General features: G+C 70.9%; 19 protein-coding genes, 1 rRNA gene and 1 riboswitch. Of the genes, 5 read left to right on the top strand and 15 right to left on the bottom strand.

What is annotated here, in order from left to right; translation table 11 throughout:
- Nucleotides 1–11: 11 nt before the first annotated feature.
- Entirely contained in the window at nucleotides 12–839 is an 828-nt protein-coding gene (locus tag ACFYZ3_RS22750) for a CPBP family intramembrane glutamic endopeptidase (protein WP_388520642.1), read from the bottom strand.
- A gap of 81 nt (nucleotides 840–920) precedes the next feature.
- Nucleotides 921–2,438: a glutamate--cysteine ligase gene (locus ACFYZ3_RS22745; protein ID WP_361006119.1), complete on the bottom strand. Its 1,518-nt coding sequence runs from the start codon at nucleotides 2,436–2,438 to the stop codon at nucleotides 921–923.
- A 559-nt stretch (nucleotides 2,439–2,997) separates the two neighbouring features.
- On the opposite strand from ACFYZ3_RS22745, the gene ACFYZ3_RS22740 reads away from it, so the two are divergent.
- From ACFYZ3_RS22740 to ACFYZ3_RS22730, 3 genes are all read left to right on the top strand, one after another.
- Nucleotides 2,998–3,582: a hypothetical protein gene (locus ACFYZ3_RS22740; protein ID WP_388520639.1), complete on the top strand. Its 585-nt coding sequence runs from the start codon at nucleotides 2,998–3,000 to the stop codon at nucleotides 3,580–3,582.
- Nucleotides 3,583–3,880: 298 nt separating this feature from the next.
- Nucleotides 3,881–4,084, top strand: coding sequence for a DUF5999 family protein (locus ACFYZ3_RS22735; RefSeq protein WP_030401952.1), 204 nt, complete (start codon nucleotides 3,881–3,883; stop codon nucleotides 4,082–4,084).
- 230 nt (nucleotides 4,085–4,314) lie between these two features.
- Entirely contained in the window at nucleotides 4,315–5,385 is a 1,071-nt protein-coding gene (locus tag ACFYZ3_RS22730) for a LacI family DNA-binding transcriptional regulator (RefSeq protein ID WP_388520636.1), read from the top strand.
- 17 nt (nucleotides 5,386–5,402) lie between these two features.
- Here ACFYZ3_RS22730 and ACFYZ3_RS22725 read toward each other — a convergent pair whose 3' ends face one another.
- Nucleotides 5,403–5,999, bottom strand: coding sequence for a DUF1707 domain-containing protein (locus ACFYZ3_RS22725; protein WP_388520634.1), 597 nt, complete (start codon nucleotides 5,997–5,999; stop codon nucleotides 5,403–5,405).
- Between the two features lie 149 nt (nucleotides 6,000–6,148).
- Here ACFYZ3_RS22725 and ACFYZ3_RS22720 point away from each other — a divergent pair, with 149 nt between their 5' ends.
- Nucleotides 6,149–6,568 (top strand): molybdopterin-binding protein, encoded by a 420-nt coding sequence (locus ACFYZ3_RS22720; RefSeq protein WP_388520631.1) that lies wholly within the window; start codon nucleotides 6,149–6,151, stop codon nucleotides 6,566–6,568.
- A gap of 66 nt (nucleotides 6,569–6,634) precedes the next feature.
- On the opposite strand, the gene gcvP is transcribed toward ACFYZ3_RS22720, so the two are convergent.
- Complete coding sequence (gene gcvP, locus ACFYZ3_RS22715) at nucleotides 6,635–9,520, bottom strand: aminomethyl-transferring glycine dehydrogenase (RefSeq protein ID WP_388520628.1); 2,886 nt, start codon at nucleotides 9,518–9,520, stop codon at nucleotides 6,635–6,637.
- 177 nt (nucleotides 9,521–9,697) lie between these two features.
- Nucleotides 9,698–9,793: riboswitch (glycine riboswitch) on the bottom strand.
- A gap of 150 nt (nucleotides 9,794–9,943) precedes the next feature.
- Between gcvP and ACFYZ3_RS22710 the strand changes: the two genes are divergently transcribed.
- The gene (locus tag ACFYZ3_RS22710; RefSeq protein ID WP_361006135.1) at nucleotides 9,944–10,327 is read left to right on the top strand and encodes a PRC-barrel domain-containing protein; all 384 of its coding nucleotides are present in this window, start codon (nucleotides 9,944–9,946) and stop codon (nucleotides 10,325–10,327) included.
- Here the strand turns inward: ACFYZ3_RS22710 and ACFYZ3_RS22705 are convergent.
- The 11 genes from ACFYZ3_RS22705 to rrf form a co-directional block, all read right to left on the bottom strand.
- A complete protein-coding gene (locus ACFYZ3_RS22705) occupies nucleotides 10,237–11,676 on the bottom strand; it encodes a DNA polymerase IV (protein WP_388520624.1) in 1,440 nt (479 codons plus the stop codon). The two genes, ACFYZ3_RS22710 and ACFYZ3_RS22705, sit on opposite strands and share 91 nt — an antisense overlap.
- A gap of 64 nt (nucleotides 11,677–11,740) precedes the next feature.
- Nucleotides 11,741–12,427, bottom strand: a complete 687-nt coding sequence (locus ACFYZ3_RS22700) for a MerR family transcriptional regulator (protein WP_388520621.1) — start codon at nucleotides 12,425–12,427, stop codon at nucleotides 11,741–11,743.
- Nucleotides 12,428–12,589: 162 nt separating this feature from the next.
- Nucleotides 12,590–13,063, bottom strand: a complete 474-nt coding sequence (locus ACFYZ3_RS22695) for a bifunctional nuclease family protein (RefSeq protein ID WP_388520618.1) — start codon at nucleotides 13,061–13,063, stop codon at nucleotides 12,590–12,592.
- Nucleotides 13,064–13,146: 83 nt separating this feature from the next.
- Complete coding sequence (locus ACFYZ3_RS22690) at nucleotides 13,147–13,887, bottom strand: MerR family transcriptional regulator (protein WP_388520615.1); 741 nt, start codon at nucleotides 13,885–13,887, stop codon at nucleotides 13,147–13,149.
- Between the two features lie 44 nt (nucleotides 13,888–13,931).
- The gene (locus ACFYZ3_RS22685) at nucleotides 13,932–14,780 is read right to left on the bottom strand and encodes an FHA domain-containing protein (RefSeq protein ID WP_388521495.1); all 849 of its coding nucleotides are present in this window, start codon (nucleotides 14,778–14,780) and stop codon (nucleotides 13,932–13,934) included.
- A 148-nt stretch (nucleotides 14,781–14,928) separates the two neighbouring features.
- Nucleotides 14,929–15,783 (bottom strand): DUF881 domain-containing protein, encoded by an 855-nt coding sequence (locus ACFYZ3_RS22680; RefSeq protein ID WP_388520613.1) that lies wholly within the window; start codon nucleotides 15,781–15,783, stop codon nucleotides 14,929–14,931.
- 5 nt (nucleotides 15,784–15,788) lie between these two features.
- Complete coding sequence (locus ACFYZ3_RS22675; protein WP_003977440.1) at nucleotides 15,789–16,121, bottom strand: small basic family protein; 333 nt, start codon at nucleotides 16,119–16,121, stop codon at nucleotides 15,789–15,791.
- Entirely contained in the window at nucleotides 16,118–17,026 is a 909-nt protein-coding gene (locus ACFYZ3_RS22670; protein WP_388520610.1) for a DUF881 domain-containing protein, read from the bottom strand. Before ACFYZ3_RS22670 ends, ACFYZ3_RS22675 begins: the two co-directional genes overlap by 4 nt.
- 99 nt (nucleotides 17,027–17,125) lie before the next feature.
- Complete coding sequence (locus ACFYZ3_RS22665) at nucleotides 17,126–19,621, bottom strand: mannose-1-phosphate guanyltransferase (protein ID WP_358739076.1); 2,496 nt, start codon at nucleotides 19,619–19,621, stop codon at nucleotides 17,126–17,128.
- A gap of 112 nt (nucleotides 19,622–19,733) precedes the next feature.
- A complete protein-coding gene (locus ACFYZ3_RS22660; RefSeq protein WP_007388195.1) occupies nucleotides 19,734–20,342 on the bottom strand; it encodes a CDP-alcohol phosphatidyltransferase family protein in 609 nt (202 codons plus the stop codon).
- 109 nt (nucleotides 20,343–20,451) lie between these two features.
- Nucleotides 20,452–20,546: ribosomal RNA gene (gene rrf, locus ACFYZ3_RS22655) — 5S ribosomal RNA — on the bottom strand; the annotation flags it as partial.

The following is a 20,546-nucleotide window of genomic DNA, read 5'->3' as shown; positions in this document are numbered from 1 at the left end:
GGCCCGGACGGTCACGCCGTCGGCAGCCAGTCCACCTTCCCGGCGAGCAGCCCATAGCCGACGAAAGCCCCGATGTCGAGCAGTGAGTGCGCCACCACCAGCGGGCCCACGCGGCCCCAGCGGCGGTACAGGTAGACGAACACGACGCCCATCACCATGTTGCCGACGAACCCGCCGATCCCCTGGTAGAGGTGGTACGACCCGCGCAGCACCGAACTGGCCGCCAGTGAGGCGCCCGCGCCCCAGCCGAGCTGGTCGAGCCGGCGCAGCAGATAGCCGACGACGACGACCTCCTCCAGGACGGAGTTCTGTACCGCCGAGAGGATCAGGACGGGGTACTTCCACCACACGTCGGGCAGGGCCTCGGGCACCACGGTGAGATTGAAGCCGAGGCCGCGCGCGGCCAGGTAGAAGGCGATGCCGGTACTGCCGATGACCGCGGCGACGGCGGCCCCGCGGCCCAGGTCCGGCCAGGGACGGGTGCGGTCGAAGCCGAGGGTGCGCAGACTGCGCCCCTCGCGCAGCAGGAAGTGCGCGACGAGGGCGACCGGGACGAGCGCCGTGGTGATCCCGAAGAGCTGCCAGGCCAGGTCGAGCCAGGGGCGGCCGGGCGCCGCGGAGGCGTTGAGGGTGGCCGCCTGGTCCTTGAGCCCACCCGGCCGGGTGACCGAGCCGATGAAGCTGATGAGCGCGGACACGCCGCTCGCACCGAGCGACAGCGCGAGGACGAGCAGCGTCTCGTCACGCAGAATCCGCCGCGTGAGCCGCTCCTCGGTCAAGGACTGCTCGTCGAGTCGCTTCTGAGGGAACGCATCGTCCACCGGGCCCGCCTCCGCCATGCACACCTGCCTCCAGCTGGGACGTCACAGCTTGCCCGATCAGTATGGGGCGGCGCGCGGCGGGGGCGGGTCGGGCGGCGGTCAGCTGAGCGGCACCGGTTCCGGAAGGCCCACCGGCCACAGGTGCACCGGGTCACCCTCGCGCATCAGCTCGACGTAGCGGCGGGTTGTGGCGGCCAGCGCGGCCTCCCGGGACAGTCCGGCCTCCAGCGCCCGGTGGAACGTGGCCGCCTGCCACGAGGCGCCGTTGACCCGGCGCCGGCACCGCTCCTCGATCACGCCGAGGTAGAGGTCCCGGTCGGCGGGCTCCACCCCCCACGCGTCGAGACCGGCCTCGGCGAGCGGCAGCAGTTCGTCGCGTACGAGGACGGCGGCGTCGACCTCGGTGGTGCCGCCGAGGCGGCCGCGCCGGGGCCACTCGAAGCGGGCGTCGATGCCGTGGCGGCACGCGGCCTCGAAGTTGGCGGCGGCGGCCTCGAACGGCAGCCGGGTCCACACCGGCCGGGGCTCCTCGGCGAGCGCGCGCACGACCCCGTAGTAGAAGGCCGCGTTGGCGATGACGTCGGTGACGGTGGGCCCGGCGGGCAGGACGCGGTTCTCGACGCGCAGGTGCGGGACGCCGTCGGCGATGTCGTAGACGGGGCGGTTCCAGCGGTAGACGGTGCCGTTGTGCAGGACGAGTTCGGACAGGGAGGGCACGCCGCCCGCGTCGAGGACGTCCAGCGGGTCCTCGTCGTCGCAGATCGGCAGCAGCGCCGGGAAGTAGCGCCGGTTCTCCTCGAAGAGGTCGTAGGCCGACGTCACCCACCGCTCCCCGAACCAGGTGCGCGGCCGCACGCCCTGCGCCTGCAGTTCGGGCGGCCGGGTGTCGGTGGACTGCTGGAAGAGCGGGGGCCGCGACTCGCGCCACAGTTCGCGCCCGAAGAGGAAGGGTGCGTTGGCGCCGAGGGCGATCTGGGCGGCGGTCACCGCCTGGGCCGCGTTCCACACGTCGGCGAAGCGGTCCGGGGTGACCTGGAGGTGGAGCTGCACCGAGGTGCAGGCGGCCTCGGGTGCGATGGACTTGGAGGTGCAGGTCAGTCGTTCGACGCCCTCGATGTCGAGGGTGAAGTCCTCTCCGCGGGCGGCCACGATCTGTTCGTTGAGCAGAGCGTAGCGGTCGACGGCGGAGAGATTGGACGAGACCAGGTCGTCCCGGTCCAGCGTCGGCAGAATTCCGATCATCGCGATTCCCGCGTCGACCTCGCCCGCCTTGCGGTCCGCATATGCCAAAGACGTACGGATCTCCTCGGCGAGGCGGTCGAATACCCGGCCGCCGAGGCGGTGCGGGGCGATGTTGACTTCCAGGTTGAACATGGCGAGCTCCGTCTGGAAGTCACGGCTCGCGATGCGCTCGAGGACTTGCGCATTCAACATTTTCGGCATCCCGTCGGCACCGACGAGATTCAATTCGATCTCCAGCCCCATCAGGTTCTTCGGGCGGTCGAACCGCTTCTCCGCCAGAAGTCGCTCCAGGCCCGTCAGGCACCGCTGGAGCTTCTCGCGGTAGCGCTGGCGATCGGACAGGTCGAACTGACCTGCCACGACCTTCTCCCCCATGGAAGAGTCCCTTCTCGGAGCGATGAGTGGAAGATCCGGCCGCCGCTGGCCGGTGGCCGGTCAGGTGGGATGATGCCCAGCCGAAGCGATCGATAACGTCCCCGCACCGGCCCGGCAGCCGCTACGCTGTGCCGGTGTGACCGGTGGCACATTCACCGGGCATGGCACGTCGAGCAGTTTCCCGGGCCGACAACTCGTGAAAAACGCCGACGACAATTGGCCGACCGCTCGGTGAACATTCCCCGAGGTCACCGCCGTACACCCGGTCCGAAATGCGGAGGATTACCGCATGTCGACGGCCGAATGCAACCTTGTACTGGTTACCGGAATCGGCTAGCCGAAACACAGTCTGAACACATGTCGTATAAACTCCGCGGACAGGCAGTGGACCGGCGCCCACGGTCGCAGGATCCTGCCGTCGAGCTGACGCGCGGCAGGCCTCTCCCACTTCCCGGTTCCCGGACCCGGCCCCTGCCTCTCCCAGCCCTGTGAGCCGACAGCGTCGTCCGCCCAGCTCCGCCCTCGCGCCACCGTGCCTTCGAATGAGAGGCGACCCATCATGCCCCTGCGTGTCCCCCCGGCCCCCGCGCCCGCCCTGCGCTCCGTCCTCACCGCCCTCTCCTCGCCCACCGCGGTCCGCGAGGCCCGGACCCCCGCCCTGCTCGGCGCCCAGGGACCCGCCACACCCGAACTGCCGCTTCCCGTGCACGTCCTCGACCGGGTCACGCCGGAGGGCGCGGCGGCGACGCGGCTGGCCGGGTGGCGGTTCCACATCCGGCTGGGCGACCGGGCGGTGGCGGCGGCGGAGACGATGCTGACCCCCGACGGCTGGGCGTTCTCGCACTTCTTCGAGGGCCCCTACGTCGCCTCGACGGAACGCGCGCTGCGGCAGGCCGAGTCGGTGCCCCAGTCGTACCAGCCGCGCCTCCTGTCCGTGCCCGAGCTGTACATGCTCACGCTGTGGCTGCACGGCGACTGCACGGCCGACGCCGCCGCGGGGCACCCCGCGGCCACCGATCTGCTGGTGCCGCTGGCGCCGGCCCCGCCCGGCATCGCGGCGCACCGGCCGCACCGGGTGGCCGAGCTGCTGCCGGTCCTCACGCACCGGCTGACGCCGACGCGGTTGCTGGGTTCTCCCGCCTGACCTGCCCTGTCCCCGCTCACCACCCCGTCGCCCCGTCGCCCACCCGCGCGGACTAGCCCCATTCGGCCATGCCGAACCATCCGAAGTGACAGTGCAGTTCAGCTGAACCGTCCGCGCGGGTGATGCGTCATCAACCTGTGAGAAGCGGTGCTGCGAAATGCCTGCGGATCGAGGCCCGCGGGGCAACACTGGGTTCCGAACGACTCGACAACGGGGGGCGGCCATGAACGAGGCTTCACGCCGCAGGACAGACAACACAGCGAACTCACCCATCACCACAGACCGAGAGACCCCACTCATGTGTCAGCACCAGCCACCGTGCCCCTCAGCCGTCTCCGCCGACCGGGAGTCCGCCCGTCTCGTGGCGCACCACCCGGAGCAGGGGTGGAGCCTGCTGTGCAACGGTGTCGTCCTCTTCGAGGACACCGGTGAGCTACTGCCGGACGGTCAGGTCATCGCCCCGCACCGTCCCGTCGGCGCGGGCCTGACGACCGCCGCCTGACCACCGGCCGGGCGGGGGCGTCCCCTGCGCCCGGTGCATCACGGGGCCGGCTCGCAGCCACGGCTGTGCACCGGCCCCCACACGTGTCCGAGGCCGGTCACTCCGCGTAGTCTGCCCGCCCGTACATGGTGAACGGCCCGGTTTCCGGGGCCGGAACGCCTTCCCCCGAGCACCCGGTTTCCGGAAGACTCCGGGACGTCTGGCGGTCGGCGTCGGCGGAGGTGGGGGAAGTGGCAGCAGACGAGGCCCGGGCCGCAACGGCCTCCGGCCACCGGGGCAGGGTAACGATCACGGACATCGCCCGCCGCGCGGGCGTCTCGGTCCCGACCGTCTCCCGGGTCGTGAACGGCCGTTCGGACGTGTCGCCCGGGACCAGGGCCCGGGTGGAGGAACTGCTGCGCCGGCACGGTTACCGCAAGCGCGCCACGGCGCCGGGCCGCCGGGCCGCCCTGATCGACCTGGTCTTCAACGACCTGGACAGCCCCTGGGCCGTGGAGATCATTCGCGGGGTCGAGGAGGTGGCCCACGCCGCCGGGGTCGGCACCGTGGTCTCCGCGATCCACGGACGTTCGGGCGACGCACGCCAGTGGATGCGCAATCTGCGGGCCCGGGCCTCCGACGGCGTCGTGGTCGTCACCTCCGCCCTGGACCCCGTGCTCCACCAGGAGCTGCGGATCCTCGGCGTGCCCCTGGTGGTCGTCGACCCGGCGGGCGCCCCCGCCCTGGACGTGCCCACCGTCGGCGCCGCCAACCGGTCGGGCGGCCGGGCGGCCACCGAGCATCTGCTGGCGCTGGGACACCGCAGGATCGGGCTGATCGCCGGTCCGCCGCGGCTGCTGTGCTCGCGGGCCCGCCTCGACGGCTACCGCGCCGCCCTGGAGGACGCCGGTCTCGCCGTGGACGAGTCGCTGGTCGTCCCCGGGGACTTCCGTCACGAGTCCGGCTTCGCGGCCTGTGCCACCCTGCTGGGCCTGCCCGAGCCGCCTACGGCCGTCTTCGCGGCCAGCGACCAGATGGCGCTCGGCGCGATCGAGGCACTGCGCCGTCGGGGGCTGCGGGTGCCGCAGGACATGAGCGTCGTCGGCTTCGACGACCTTCCGGAGGTCCGCTGGTCGTCCCCGCCCCTGACGACCGTGCGCCAGCCGCTCGCCGACATGGGCAGGGAGGCCGCGCGCACAGTGCTCGGCCGTACGCGCGGCGAACGTCCGGACCCGCCACGGATCGAGCTGGGCACGGAGCTGATCCTCCGCTCCAGCACCGCGCCGCCACCCCCGCCCGCACCGGCGCCCCCCTCCCGCTGAGAACTTCCGCCGGCTTCTTACGCCCGGCGCCCGAGCCTGCGGCGCGGCGTGCGCACCACGACCTGGCCCCAGCTGATCGCCCCCGCGATCTCCACCCTCAGCTCCACGGGCGCCCCCGTGTCGACGGTCCGCGGCGTCTTCACCTCGGCGTAGCTGGTCACCAGGGAGTCGGTGTCCACCACGATGCCGGGCCGGGTCACGACCTTCAGCACCCCGGCCCGCATGTCGAGGTCGATGTGGAGGGTGTCGTGCGCGATCACGGCGCGGGCGAGGTCGAGGGTCACCTCGCCCCAGGCCGACCGGATCTCCACCCGCCGTGGAACCACCCAGCCCTCGCCCCGCCGGGTGGACGCCCCCTCCTGCTCGATGCGGACGACGTCCTTGGCCGCGACGAGCGGGGGTCCGTCGGACGCCGTCGGCAGGTCGGCGGTGAGGGCGGCGAGCTCCCGCTGGGTGCGCGCGGTGAGCGCCGCGCCCACCCGCTCGTCCAGTTCCTCCGGGGTCAGCCGGCCGTCGCCTGCGGCGGCGCTCAGGAGGTCCACGGCCCGGTCCCGGTCCGTGTGCGAGGCCCGGAGTGCGGGCGTCCCGCCGTCCTGTGAGGGCTGCACCGACATAGCTCGACCCCGATCTCCCCGGGGCGTCCCGCGACCACCCCATCCACTGCGGCAGACTAACGCTATATCGCGTTATACCCAACGGCCAACCCCGCATCCGCCGACTCTTCCCCGCGGCGCAACGCCCTCCACCGGGCTACGGTGCCCCCATGAGCCTGAGCATCCGCAACCAGCTCCCCGGCACCGTCACCGCCGTCACCCCGGGCGAGGCCATGGCGACGGTCGCCGTCCGTCTCTCCGGCGGCCAGGACCTGACCGCGGCGATCACCCGGGAGGCCGCCGAGGACCTCGCGCTCGCCCCCGGCACCGCCGTGCGGGCCCTGGTGAAGTCCACCGAGGTGGCTCTGGCCACCGGGCGCGTGGACGGCCTGTCCATCCGCAACCGGCTGCCGGGCACGGTCACCGCCCTCACCGCCGGCGCCGCGATGGCCGCGGTCGCGGTCGCCGTCGAGGGCGCCGAGCTGACCGCGGCCGTCACCCGGCAGGCCGCCGACGACCTGGGACTGTCCGTGGGTGTTCCCGTCGTCGCGCTGGTCAAGTCGACGGAGGTGTCGCTCGCCACGGCCTGAGACGCCGAGAGGCCCCGTCCGGACACCGCGGCCCGGACGGGGCCTCTCCCGCTTTCGCGGCGGGACTCAGTCCTCGTACGCGTCCAGCGGCGGGCAGGAGCAGACCAGGTTCCGGTCGCCGTAGGCCTGGTCGATGCGGCGCACCGGCGGCCAGTACTTGTCGGCGGCGGACACACCGGCCGGGAAGACGGCCTCCTCGCGGGTGTACGCGTGGCCCCACTCACCGGCGAGCGCGTCCGCGGTGTGCGGGGCGCCGCTCAGCGGGTTGTCGTCCGCCGGCCAGGCTCCGGAGCCGACCTTCTCGATCTCCGCGCGGATGGCGATCATCGCCTCGCAGAACCGGTCCAGCTCGGCCAGGTCCTCGGACTCGGTCGGCTCGATCATCAGCGTGCCGGCCACCGGGAAGGACATCGTCGGCGCGTGGAAGCCGTAGTCGATCAGCCGCTTGGCGACGTCGTCGACGCTGACGCCGGTGGCCTTGGTCAGCGGGCGCAGGTCGATGATGCACTCGTGCGCGACCAGCCCGCCGGGGCCGGTGTAGAGCACCGGGAAGTGCGGCTCCAGGCGCTTGGCGATGTAGTTGGCGGACAGGACGGCCACCTGGGTGGCGCGCTTGAGGCCCTCGCCGCCCATCAGGCGGACGTAGGACCAGGAGATCGGCAGGATGCCGGCCGAGCCCCACGGCGCCGCCGAGATCGGACCGACGCCCGTCTGCGGACCGGCCGCGGGCTGCAACGGGTGGTTGGGCAGGTACGGCGCCAGGTGCGACCGTACGCCCACCGGGCCCACGCCCGGGCCGCCGCCGCCGTGCGGGATGCAGAAGGTCTTGTGCAGGTTCAGGTGGGAGACGTCGCCGCCGAAGCGGCCGGGCTTGGCGAGGCCGACGAGGGCGTTGAGGTTGGCGCCGTCCACGTAGACCTGGCCGCCCGCGTCGTGCACCTGCGCGCAGATGTCGGCCACGTGCTCCTCGAACACGCCGTGCGTGGACGGGTAGGTGATCATCAGCACGGCCAGCTCGTCGCGGTGCTTCTCGATCTTGGCGCGGAGGTCCTCGACGTCGACTTCGCCGTCCTCGGCGGTCTTGACGACGACGACCTTCATGCCCGCCATCACGGCGCTGGCGGCGTTGGTGCCGTGCGCGGAGGACGGGATGAGGCAGACGGTGCGCTGCTCGTCGCCGTTGGCCCGGTGGTAGCCGCGTACGGCGAGCAGGCCGGCGAACTCGCCCTGCGACCCGGCGTTGGGCTGGAGCGAGACCTTGTCGTACCCGGTGACCTCGGCGAGCCGCTCCTCCAGCTCACGGATGAGGGTGAGGTAGCCCTGCGCCTGGTCGGCGGGGGCGAAGGGGTGCAGCGCGCCGAACTCGGGCCAGGTGACCGGCTCCATCTCGGTGGTCGCGTTGAGCTTCATGGTGCAGGAGCCCAGCGGGATCATGCCGCGGTCCAGCGCGTAGTCCCGGTCGGCGAGGCGGCGCAGGTAGCGCAGCATCGCGGTCTCGGAGCGGTGCTGGTGGAAGACGGGGTGGGTGAGGAAGTCGTCGGTGCGCAGCAGCGGGTCGGGCAGGGTCTCCCCGGCCTCCGCGTCCAGCGCCTCGATGTCGCCCTCGACGCCGAAGGCGTGCCACACGCCGCCGACCTGGGCGCGCGTGGTGGTCTCGTCGCAGGCGAACGACACGTGGTCGGCGTCGACGAGCCGCAGGTTGATGCCGTTCTCCCGGGCGGCGTGCACGATCCCGGCGGCCCGGCCGGGCACCCGCGCGGTGACGGTGTCGAAGTAGGCGCCGTGGACGATCTCGACGCCGCCCGCGGCGAGGCCGGCGGCGGTGATCGTGGCGTACCGGTGAGTGCGCCGCGCGATGGCCCGCAGGCCCTCGGGGCCGTGGTAGACGGCGTACATGCCGGCCATGACGGCGAGCAGCACCTGCGCGGTGCAGATGTTGCTGGTGGCCTTCTCGCGGCGGATGTGCTGCTCGCGGGTCTGCAGGGCCAGGCGGTAGGCCTTGTTGCCGTCGGCGTCCACGGAGACGCCGACCAGGCGGCCGGGGAGGCTGCGGGCGAACTTCTCGTGCACCGCCATGTAACCGGCGTGCGGTCCGCCGAAGCCCATCGGCACGCCGAAGCGCTGGGTGGTGCCCACGGCGATGTCCGCGCCCAGCTCGCCGGGCGAGGTGAGAAGGGTGAGGGCGAGCAGGTCGGCGGCGACGGTGACGAGCGCGCCGAGCTCGTGCGCCCGGTCGATCACCGGCTTGATGTCGCGGACGGCTCCGGAGGCGCCCGGGTACTGGATCAGGACGCCGTTGATCTCCCGCTCGGCGACCTCGGCCGGGATGCCCTCGCTCAGGTCGGCGACGACGACCTCGACGCCGGTCGGCTCGGCGCGGGTCTGTATCACGGCGACGGTCTGCGGCAGGGCGTCCGCGTCGACGAGGAACAGGCCCTTCTTGTTCTTGCCCATGCGCCGGGACAGCGCCATCGCCTCGGCGGCGGCGGTGCCCTCGTCGAGCAGCGAGGCGCCGGAGGTGGGCAGGCCGGTCAGCTCGGCGACCATCGTCTGGAAGTTCAGCAGGGCTTCGAGACGGCCCTGGGAGATCTCCGGCTGGTAGGGCGTGTACGCCGTGTACCAGGACGGGTTCTCCATGACGTTGCGCAGGATCACCGGCGGGGTGAAGGTGCCGTAGTAGCCGAGGCCGATCATGGAGTCGAGGACCTGGTTGCGGTCGGCCAGCGAGCGGAGCTCGGCCAGCACCTCGGCCTCGGAGCGCGCGCCCGGCAGGTCCAGCGCGTCGGCGTTCTTGATCACATCCGGCACCGCGGCGGCCGTCAGTTCGTCGAGCGAACCGTAGCCGACCTGCGCGAGCATCTTGGCCCGGGCCTCGTGGTCGGGGCCGATGTGGCGCTGCTCGAAGGGCATGGCCTGTTCGAGTTCGGAGAGCGGAGTGCGATGGGCGGTCATTGCGGAGGCCTCCTGGTCTGACGACCTTCGAGGGGCACCACGGCGCGGGTACCCGGACGGCCTCCCCCTCTGTCATCTCAACCTGAGAGCTTCACCGGGCGAGCCCTGGGGCTCTCCCGGCTTTCACCGTCGGTGAGAGCGGAAGCCGTCGACACCCGCCCTGCTTTCCAGAGTGACCTCGTCCGTGCGGTACGTGAGCCTGAGAGATTCCGGGGAGGATTTGCTCCTTCGGCGCCTCCGGTGGTGTCCGGAGGACTCTCCCGCGCGGGGTCAGCAGCCGTTTGCCAGCGTACCAGCGAGGTCGCCGCACGGACTTCGAGTGGCCGACCGGGCACTTGTGCCCTTTTGTAGTACTTACGGATGATTAGGCGGCTGGTGTGCGACCCCAGTCCGGCCCAGTGGTGCGATCAAGTGGAGGGCCCCGTGCGTACTGACATCGATCCGCGGAACCTGATCGGCCGCAAGGCGTTCGACCGCGACGGCACCAGGATCGGCACCGTGGACGAGGTCTACCTCGACGATGCCACCGGCGTCCCCGAGTGGGCGGCGATACGAACCGGTCTCTTCAGCAGGGACGCCTTCGTCCCGCTGGAGCCCAGCGAGCTGGTCGACGGCAGCCTGCGCGTGCCCTTCGACCGGGCGCTGATCAAGGAGGCGCCCGACTTCGGCGTCGGCCGCCACCTCTCGCCGGAACAGGAACTCCAGCTCTACCACCACTACGGCCTGGACGTGGCGGCCGCTCCCCCGCCGCCCGACCACGACTTCGGCAAGCTGGCCGGCAAGGGCAAGGGCCCCGACGAGGGCTGACCCCTCCCGCCCTCCGCGTCGGCGACCAGCGGCAGCGGATCCGCGGGCGTCAGCTCCGGGTCGTCCACCGCGAAGGTCCGCACCCGCCCGACCTCCGAGTACGGCGTCTCGAACCGCACGGTGACCCGCCCGAGACCGCTGCCCTGCACCCAGCCGTGCCCCAGCTCCGTGTGCCGCACGTCGTGCCCCGCCGGCCACCGCCGCTCGGCGGGCGAGGGTCTGTGCTCCTCGGCGGGCCCAATCTCGGGCTGCTCGGCCGATTCCTCGGCCCGGTCTCCCGCAGCCTGGGCGAACAGGTCCTCCTGCGTGTAGTCGGCGAGCCCGCTGACCCCCACACCGAGCAGCCGCACGCCACCCGTGGTGTCCACCGAGTCCAGCAGTCTGGCCGCCGCCTCACGCACCACGGCGGGGTCGTCGGTGGGCCCGCGCAGGGTCTCGGATCGGGTCAGCGTGGAGAAGTCGTATCTGCGCACCTTGAGCACGATGGTCCGCCCGGACAGACCGGAGGCGCGCAGCCGCCGCACGCAGCGGTCCGCCAGCCGCCCCACCTCGACGCCGACCCGCACCCGGTCGTGGATGTCCACGTCGTAGGTGTCCTCGACCGACACCGACTTGGTCTCCCGCTCGGCCACCACCGGACGCTCGTCCCGCGCCAGCGCCATGGCGTACAGGGCGTGGCCGTGCGCCTTGCCCAGCAGCCGCACCAGCTCGTCCTCGCCCGCCTCGGCGATCTCGCCGACCGTGGTGATCCCGGCCCGCCGCAGGTGGTCGCCCGTGGCCGGTCCCACCCCGGGCAGCGTCCGCACCGTCATCGGCTCCAGCATGGCCCGCTCGGTCCCCGGCGGGATGAGCACCAGTCCGTCGGGCTTGGCCGCCTCCGAGGCGATCTTGGCGAGCATCTTGGAGGCGGCGAGGCCCACGGACCCGGTGAGGCCGGTGACGGTGCGGATGTCCGTGCGCAGCTTCGCCCCGGCCACTCGCGCCGACTCCGCGTCCCGGGCCGCCCCGCCCGCGTCCAGGTCCACGAAGGCCTCGTCCAGGCTCAGCGGCTCCACCAGCGGCGACAGCTCCCGCAGCAGGCGCATCACCTGCTCGCTGATCGACCGGTAGAGCTCGAAGCGCGGCACGAGGTAGGCGGCATGCGGCGCGAGCCTGCGGGCCTGGCCCATCGGCATCGCGGAGTGCACCCCGAACACCCGCGCCTCGTACGAGCAGGTGGCGACCACACCGCGTGGTCCGAGGCCGCCCACCACGACCGCCTTCCCGCGCAGGCTCGGCTTGGACGCCTGCTCCACCGAGGCGAAGAAGGCATCCATGTCGAGATGCAGGATCGTGGGCGCGGTTCTCACATCTCCGATGCTGCCCTACGCCACTGACAATGCCGTCATCGGACGGCTCCGGGGCGCGGCGGGGTCAGACCGCCCGGTTGTTGCGCCGCCGGGCCAGCTCGTCGGCCGGATTGTGCCCCACCAGGGTCTCCCCCGTGTCGATCCGCTCGCCGTGCAGCTGGGACAGCGCGCTCTCCACGTCCCGCCACACCACGCCGACGGCGATCCCGAAGACGCCCTGACCGCCCTGGAGCAGGGCGTGCACCTCGTCGGGAGACGTGCACTCGTAGACGGTGGCGCCGTCGCTCATCAGCGTCATCCGCTCCAGGTCCCGGAAGCCGCGCTCCCTGAGGTGCTGGACGGCGGAGCGGATGTTCTGCAGGGACACACCGGTGTCGAGGAAGCGCTTGACGATCTTCAGCACGACCACGTCGCGGAAGCTGTACAGGCGCTGCGTCCCGGATCCGTGCGCGGGCCGCACGCTGGGCTCGACGAGGCCCGTGCGGGCCCAGTAGTCGAGTTGCCGGTAGGTGATGCCGGCGGCCGCGCAGGCCGTCGGCCCGCGGTAGCCGATCTGCTCGGACGCCATGGACGTCGCCCCTCCGCTGGTCGGCACGGCTGCCGGTGGCTGCGGACCGGGATCGGCCGCAACACCGTGCTGGGCGTGGCCCGCGCCTGCGCGAAGCCGGGAGCCCGGGGGAGGGTACGGACCGCCTGCCCCGAGGCTGTGCCCGGGGCCACCCCCAACCGTACCGTCGCCGCTGATTCTCACGCCGACCTCCGTCCTTGACCTGCCTCCTCGAAGGTAGGCAGTCACCAAGGGTGCGTCAACGATCGCCACACTCGGCACGCCGAGTGATAATCACCCTACGAGTGGTTTCCCGTGTCCAATCCCGGGAAAGGCTAGCCGGATGTGCCCCGACGGGCCCGCGTCTCACTGATTGCTGGTCCCGAAGTCCTCGGGCGAGATCTGGTCGAGGAACTCGCGGAACTTCTCCACCTCGTCCTCCTCCTCGTCCGGAATGGCGATACCGGCGTCGTCGAGGACCGTGTCGCTGCCGTAGATCGGCGTACCGGTGCGCAGGGCCAGCGCTATGGCGTCGGACGGCCTGGCACTGACCTCGACTCCGCTCGCGAAGACCAGCTCGGCGTAGAAGACCCCGTCACGCAGGTCGGTGATGCGCACTTCCGTGAGCTCCTGGCCGACGGCTTCCAGCACGTCCTTGAACAGGTCGTGGGTCAGCGGCCGTGCGGGCGCCATGCCCTGCTGGGCGAAGGCGATCGCCGTCGCTTCCCCAGGTCCGATCCAGATGGGAAGGTAACGGTCGCCGCCCACCTCGCGCAGCAGCACGATCGGCTGGTTGGAGGGCATCTCGACCCGGACACCTACGACATCGAGCTCGTTCACACAGCAACCCTAGGCCGTGCCCGGGACGTTTGGGTAGTCGGGCCGGGATCGGGTGGGCGATCCGGGTCCCCGGCCCGCCCGTTTCAGGGCAGCCGCACGCCCAGAGCGGTCTGCACCAGCGCCGCGTGCAGTCTCACCGCGAGTCCCGCCAGCTCCTTGGTACGGGCTTCCGCGTGTGCCCTGGTCTGGGGGTTGCGGTGGCGCTTCAGCGGCGCCACCACCTGGTCGACGAGCCCGGCCTCGCGGTCGGCGGCGGCCTTCATCACCCGCAGGTGCCGCGGTTCGATGCCGAAGCGCCCCAGCTGCACCACCAGCGACGCCACGGTGACCGCCTCGGCGTCGTACGCCCCGTCGGGCAGCGGGGCGAGCAGTCCGTACGACTCCCACTCCTTCAGCTCCTGCTCGCCGATCCCGGCCGTGGCGAGCAGCTCGTCCCGGCCGATCCGGGCCACCGTCGGGCTCTCGGCGGGCTCGGTCGCGGCGGCCTCCCCGTCCCGCTGCCGGCCGACCCGCGGCAGCGCCACGGCCTCACCGCGCTCCACGGCGTCCAGGTGCTCACGGATCACCTTGAGCGGCAGATAGTGGTCCCGCTGCATGCGTAGCACCTGGCCGAGGCGTTCGACGTCGTGCGCGCTGAACTTGCGATACCCGGCCGGGGTCCGCCGCGGCTCGACGAGACCCTCCGACTCCAGGAAACGGATCTTGGAGATGGTGATGTCGGGGAACTCGTCACGCAGCGCGTTCAGCACTGCGCCGATGCTCATCAGCCCACTGTCCGTGGCGGCGGCGCCTGGCCCGGCACCGCCGCTCGGTGTTTGAGACATGGACCTTCCCTGGAGGTTCCCCGGGCGGACGGCCCGGGGGCGGGTCAGTAACCCCGCTGGCTCGCGTAGAACACCAGCCGGTACTTGCCGATCTGCACCTCGTCACCGTTGGACAGGGCGACCTGGTCGATGCGCTCCCGGTTGACATACGTGCCGTTCAGGCTGCCGACGTCGGCGACCGTGAAGGAACCGTCCGGGCTGCGGCGGAACTCCACGTGCCGGCGCGAGACCGTCACGTCGTCCAGGAAGATGTCGCTCTGCGGATGACGCCCGGCGGTGGTCAGCTCGCCGTCCAGCAGGAAGCGGCTGCCCGAGTTCGGGCCGCGGCGCACGACCAGGAGGGCGGAGCCCAGCGGCAGCGCGTCCACGGCCGCCTGCGCCTCGGGAGAGAGCGCCGGCATCGCCGTCTGGCCGGTGACCTCGGCGTCGTAGGCCTCCAGACCGGAGATGGAGATCGTGGAGGTCGTCTCGGAGGCACGCTCCGGGACCGCGCCGGGCCGCAGGGGAGCACCGCAGTTGGAGCAGAAACGGCTGTTCTCCGCGTTGCGGTTGCCGCACCTCGTACAGACCAGGGCCGACATGGACGGATCCTCCTGCCGCGACTGCCCCGCCGGGGCGTTCGACGCGTACGGGTCGGGGGTGAACCCTCCACCCGCACCCGGGGCCGAGGGCTGGCCGAAACCTATGCCGCCGGACTGAGCAGGGTCAACAGACGGCGCGCCCGGACCACCCACCTGGTCCCGGTACATCGGGCGTCGGCCCTCGTCGGGCTGTGCGCGATGGCGGGCGGTCGCGTTGTCGCCGCTGCCCTCTCGCGCGCTCTTGCCGAACAACTTCGCAAACAACTTCACGGGCGATTCCCCTTGACCGAAACAGACCCGCCCGTGGGGCAGGACGAACCCTTACTGAACGCACTGGCCGACCCGGACACCTTCACAACGTCCGTCTCCACCAGACAGTTTCCACCACGCACCACCCAATCGGTGCGCCGACCCCCCGCAACCTCATGCCCTCGCCGGACACCCCCCATGCACCGCCGGTTCACTGGGAGGACGACCGAGCGTAGTCAGGCCGCTCCGCCGCTCGCAAGGCGTCCACGACGATCTTGCTCGACCGCTCAACAGTAACGGTGGCCTGTTCCTTCTCCAGAGTCTGCACCACTCCTCCAGGAATGTTGAGAGCCGGTTCGAGGTCCTGCGGCTTGCCGATGACCTGGAAACGATACGGCGCGTTGATCTTGTTCCCGTCGACGCTGACGGAGCTGTCGGCGTCCGCGAGGTACGTGCCGGCCACCACCCGTACACCGTTCACCTGGATCGCCTCCGCACCCGCCGCGCGCAGCTCCTGGATGGCGTCGAGCAGCATGTCCGCCTCGACCGTCCCCTTCGTGTCCTCGATGGTCACCGTGATACCGGGCCCCTGCGCGGCCACGGTGCCCGCGAGGATGCCCAGTTGCCGCTCCTTCTCGAGCGTCTGCTTGCGGGCCTCCTCCGCCTGGTCGGAGCTGTTCTCCAGCTCGTCGCGCTGCTTCTCGAGGCCCTGTTTCTCGTCTTCAAGACGCTGAGTACGGTCGTCCAGTTCATCGAGGATGCGAACCAGATCCTCCTGGCGGGCGCCCCGCAACGCGCTGTCGCTGTCACTGTTGGACGCCACCTGCACCGCGAGGCCGAATCCGAGCCCGAACAGGAGCAGGGCGACGATCAGTTGGGCCCGCGTCAGGCGCGGCGGCCACAGCCCCTTCAGGAGCCGCTGCCTGCCGGTCACTCCGTCGCGCTCCCCCTGCGCGGGACCCGGGACGCCGCCCGCGGGGTCGTCCGCCGACGTGGACCGCGACGGCGGCACCTCGTCCGGCAGTTCCTTGCGCAGCCTGTTCGCGGGCTGCTCGTCGTCGCTCATCCGCCTCACGCCCGGAAGACGTGGCGTCGGATCGCCGCGGCGTTGGAGAAGATACGGATGCCGAGGACCACCACGACCCCGGTGGACAGCTGGGCTCCGACGCCCAACTTGTCGCCCAGGAACACGATCAGTGCGGCCACGACCACGTTCGACAGGAACGACACCACGAAGACCTTGTCGTCGAAGATGCCGTCGAGCATGGCCCTCAGCCCGCCGAACACGGCGTCCAGCGCCGCCACGACGGCGATCGGCAGATACGGCTCCACGGCCGCCGGCACCTCGGGCCGGACCAGCAATCCGGCCACGACTCCCACGACGAGGCCCAGTACGGCGATCACGATGTGCCCTTCTCGGTTATCGGCTGTGCTGTACGTACGATCACACTCGGTGCGGCCGGCAGCTTGAGGTCGTCCGCGACGGAGATGGCGGTCCGGATGCCGTAGCTCTCCTCCAGGGCATGCAGGTACAGCCCGTCCGCGCTGTCCTGGAAGCCCCTGCTCAGCCGCTCGCCGTCCCCCACCGCGAGCACCGTGTACGGCGGCACCAACGGCCTGTTGTCGACCAGTATCGCGTCACCGGCGGCCCTGATCGCCGACAGCGCGGTCAGCCGCTGTCCGTTGATGGAGATCGCCTCGGCGCCCGACTCCCACAACCCGTTCACCACGCGCTGCATGTCCCGGTCCCGTACCCGTCCGGTGTCGGAGAACCCGGAGGTGCCGCGCGGCTGCCCGTCGGCGCCCGTGCCGCCGACGTCCTTGGCGTCGTTCACCACGAGCTTCACGCCGGGGCCGTGCACTTCCACCGCGCCCGACAGGATCCCCACCAGGTCGGACCGGTCGCCGTCACCGCTCTTCTCCAGCGCCTCGCGCCGGCGGGCGTCCACGTCGTCGCGCAGCTCGTCGACGCTCTTCTCCAGCTCGTCGGCCGCCGAGGTCTCCCCCTCTATGCGGTCGACCAGCTCTTCACGCTCCTTGGCGACGCCGGGAGCGGCGACCCGTGCCTGGGCCGCCCCGACCGTCACGACCAGGGCGGCGAGCACCAGACCGGCCGCCAGGCCCAGCTTGGCACGCAGCGTCTTGGGCATGCCCCCACTGCCGTCGGCCTTCTTCCGCGCGGCGGCCTCGGCGTATCCGTCGTCGAGGCTGTGGTCCATGACGTTCGTGAGCAGCGACATGGACGCGTCCAGGCGCGCGGGCCGCGTGGGTTTGCTCCGAACGGGGGGTGGCTGCGGCATGCCGCACATCGTCGCACGCCGCCGCCACTACCTCCGAACGGCCCCACCGGCGTGCCGGACCGGCCCCCTTGGGGACACTTGTCCGGCACGCGCGCGTGCGGTGTGTTCTCAGCGGCCCGCGCTGTCCACCACTGCGGCCCACTCGTCCAGCAGCGCCTGCGCGGAGGCGTCGTCGGGGCCCTCCGCCCACAGATGGGTGACCGCCTCCGCGGGGTCGGGCAGGACCATCACCCAGCGCCCGTCGGTCTCGACCACCCGCACCCCGTCCGTGGTGTCCACGAACCGGTCTCCGGCCGCCTCGACGACCCGCCTCATCACCAGGCCCTTGACCGCCCACGGAGTGGCCAGATCGCGCTTCAGGACGTGCGCCCGCGGAATCCGCGCGTCGATCTGGCTCAGCGTGAGCTGCGTGCGCGCGACCAGCCCGATCAGCCGGACGAAGGCCGCCGTGCCGTCGTACACACTGCTGAACTCGGGGACGATGAAGCCGCCCTTGCCGTCTCCGCCGAAGATCGCGCCTTCCTCGCCCCCCACCCGGGTCAGGTCGTCCGGTGAGGTGGTCGTCCACTCGACCTGCGTGCCGTGGTACGCGGCGACCTGCTCGGCGATCCTGGTGGTCGTCACCGGGAGCGCCACCCGGCCGCTGCGCCGCTCGGCCGCGATCAGGTCCAGCATCACCAGCAGCGCCCGGTCGTCCTCGATGATGCGGCCCTTCTCGTCGACGAGCGACAGCCGTTCACCGACGGGGTCGAACCGCACGCCGAACGCGGCCCGCGAGGACGCCACGATCTCCCCGAGGCGCACCAGACCGGACCGCCGCATGTCGGCCGACTCGGTGGGCCTGGCCTCGTCGAGGCCGGGGTTGATGGTCAGCGAGTCGACGCCGAGTTTCCCGAGCAGGCTCGGCAGCACCAGCCCCGAGCTGCCGTTGGAGGCGTCGACGACCACCTTGAGCCCGGACTCCGCGATACCGGTGATGTCGACGTTGCGCAGCAGTGACCCGGTGTACGAGTCGAACACGCTGGACGGGAAGTGCAGGTCACCGATCTCGCCGGGGAACGCCCGCCGGTACTCCTGGCGCGCGAACACCCGGTCCAGCTTCCGCTGGCTGCCCTGCGACAGGTCGGCGCCCTGACCGTCGAAGAACATGATGTCGACGGAGTCCGGCACTCCCAGGGTGGTCCGGATCATGATCCCGCCGGCACTGCCCCGCGCGGTCTGCTGCCGCGCCACGGGCAGCGGTACGTTCTCCAGGTCGCGTACGTCGATGGCGCTGGCCTGCAGCGCGGAGATCACCGCCCGCTTCAGCGCACGGGCGCCACGGGAGTGGTCACGGGCCGTGGTGACGGTGGACCCCTTCTTCAGGGTCGTCGCGTACGCACCGGCCAGCCGCACGGCCAACTCCGGAGTGATCTCCACGTTCAGGATGCCGGAGACCCCGCGCGCACCGAAGAGATGCGCCTGCCCGCGGGACTCCCAGATGACCGAGGTGTTGACGAAGGCACCGGCCTCGATGGTCTTGAACGGGTAGACCCGCACATTGCCCTGGATGATCGATTCTTCACCGACCAGGCATTCGTCGCCGATGACCGCGCCGTCCTCGATCCGCGCGGCGCGCATGATGTCGGTGTTCTTGCCGACCACGCAGCCTCGCAGATTGCTGTGCGGTCCGACGTACACGTTGTCGGCGACCACGGCCTTGTGCAGGAAGGCGCCGCTCTTGACGACGACGTTGGACCCGATCACCGTGTGCTCGCGGATCTCGGCGCCGGCCTCGACCTTGGCGTAGTCGCCGACGTACAGGGGTCCGCGCAGCACGGCGTCGGGATGCACCTCGGCGCCCTCGGCCACCCAGACGCCGGGCGAGATCTCGAAGCCGTCGATGTCGACGTCGACCTTGCGTTCCAGAACGTCGGCCTGGGCCTTCACATAGCTCTCGTGGGTACCGACGTCCTCCCAGTAGCCCTCGGCGACGTAGCCGTAGATGGGCTTGCCTTCCTTCATCAGCTGCGGGAAGACGTCACCGGACCAGTCCACGGGCACATCGGGGTCGACATAGTCGAAGACCTCGGGCTCCATGACGTAAATCCCGGTGTTCACCGTGTCCGAGAAGACCTGGCCCCAGGTCGGCTTCTCCAGGAAGCGCTCGACCTTGCCCTCTTCGTCGACGATGGTGATACCGAATTCCAGCGGGTTGGGCACGCGCGTCAGACACACGGTGACGAGCGAGCCCTTTTCCTTGTGGAAATTGATCAGGTCGGTGAGGTCGAAGTCGGTCAGGGCATCGCCGGAAATGACCAGGAAGGCATCGTCCTTCAACGCCTCCTCGGCGTTCTTGACGCTTCCGGCGGTACCGAGTGGCTTCTCCTCGTTGGCATAGGTGAGCTCCATTCCGAGCTCCTCGCCGTCACCGAAGTAGTTCTTGACCAGCGAGGCCAGGAACTGGACGGTCACGACGGTCTCGTTGAGCCCATGCCTTTTGAGCAGCCGAAGAACATGCTCCATGATCGGCCGGTTGACCACCGGCAGGAGCGGCTTGGGCATGCTCGAGGTCATGGGACGAAGGCGTGTGCCTTCGCCTCCAGCCATCACGACGGCCTTCATGTCGGAAGCGTCCTCCTCTGAGAGACGACGGTTTAGCCGACTTCACCCGTCCAGGGTCCCGCACTTTTCCAGCGCGGGCCATCCGGCCACCGGGACCGCACAATCAGCGAGTTCAATCGGCTGCGACGTCCGCACGAACCAGGCGGCGGACCTGCACCACGTAGAGAACACCTGCCCACCAATACAGGGTTGTACCCCATCCGGCGAACGCCCATCCGAAGACGGCGGCGAGTGACGCGATCCATCCGCTGCCGTCGCTCAGCAGAAGCAGGGGGAAGGCGTACATCAGGTTGAAGGTGGCGGCCTTGCCCAGGAAGTTCACCTGCGGCGGCGGATAGCCGTGCCGCCGGAGGATGCCCACCATCACCAGCAGCATCGCTTCCCTGGCAAGCAGTACAAGGGTCAACCAGAGCGGGAGAATCTCGCGCCAGGTGAGCCCCACCAGGGTGGAGAGGATATAGAGCCGGTCAGCCGCCGGGTCCAGGAGCCGGCCGAGGCTGCTGATCTGATTCCAGCGCCGCGCGAGCTTTCCGTCCAGGTAGTCGCTGACCCCGCTCAGGGCCAGCACCAACAGCGCCCAACCGTCGCTCTGCGGGCCGCCGAACTCGGGCCGCAGGATGAGCCACAGGAACAGGGGCACGCCGGCCAGGCGCGCCATGCTGAGGATGTTCGGGATGGTGAGGACCCGGTCGGTCTGCACGCGGGTCTCCTGGACCTCCACGCGGGGGCCTCCTGGGGGAAACGAGCCAATGATGCTCACTGACCTTACCTCAACGCAAAAAAGCTCTGGCTCTCGGGCTGCATGCCCAAGAGCCAGAGCTCTAAAAGGAGTTCGGCGGCGTCCTACTCTCCCACAGGGTCCCCCCTGCAGTACCATCGGCGCTGTAAGGCTTAGCTTCCGGGTTCGAAATGTAACCGGGCGTTT

Source organism: Streptomyces sp. NPDC001599, from assembly GCF_042893535.1.
Classification (GTDB): Bacteria; Actinomycetota; Actinomycetes; order Streptomycetales; family Streptomycetaceae; genus Streptomyces.
Note: the sequence above shows the minus strand (reverse complement) of the source record. Positions and strands in the feature narration are given on the sequence as shown.

Bases quoted from the DNA above. Each gene is read 5' to 3' on its own strand.
- ACFYZ3_RS22735 (WP_030401952.1), top strand. From the start codon at position 3,881: ATGTGTCAGCACCAGCCACCGTGCCCCTCAGCCGTCTCCGCCGACCGG.
- ACFYZ3_RS22745 (WP_361006119.1), bottom strand. From the start codon at position 2,438: ATGGGGGAGAAGGTCGTGGCAGGTCAGTTCGACCTGTCCGATCGCCAG.
- ACFYZ3_RS22680 (WP_388520613.1), bottom strand. From the start codon at position 15,783: ATGAGCGACGACGAGCAGCCCGCGAACAGGCTGCGCAAGGAACTGCCG.
- ACFYZ3_RS22750 (WP_388520642.1), bottom strand. From the start codon at position 839: ATGGCGGAGGCGGGCCCGGTGGACGATGCGTTCCCTCAGAAGCGACTC.
- ACFYZ3_RS22670 (WP_388520610.1), bottom strand. From the start codon at position 17,026: ATGTGCGGCATGCCGCAGCCACCCCCCGTTCGGAGCAAACCCACGCGG.
- ACFYZ3_RS22690 (WP_388520615.1), bottom strand. From the start codon at position 13,887: ATGTCTCAAACACCGAGCGGCGGTGCCGGGCCAGGCGCCGCCGCCACG.
- gcvP (WP_388520628.1), bottom strand. From the start codon at position 9,520: ATGACCGCCCATCGCACTCCGCTCTCCGAACTCGAACAGGCCATGCCC.
- ACFYZ3_RS22725 (WP_388520634.1), bottom strand. From the start codon at position 5,999: ATGTCGGTGCAGCCCTCACAGGACGGCGGGACGCCCGCACTCCGGGCC.
- ACFYZ3_RS22740 (WP_388520639.1), top strand. From the start codon at position 2,998: ATGCCCCTGCGTGTCCCCCCGGCCCCCGCGCCCGCCCTGCGCTCCGTC.
- ACFYZ3_RS22665 (WP_358739076.1), bottom strand. From the start codon at position 19,621: ATGAAGGCCGTCGTGATGGCTGGAGGCGAAGGCACACGCCTTCGTCCC.
- ACFYZ3_RS22720 (WP_388520631.1), top strand. From the start codon at position 6,149: ATGAGCCTGAGCATCCGCAACCAGCTCCCCGGCACCGTCACCGCCGTC.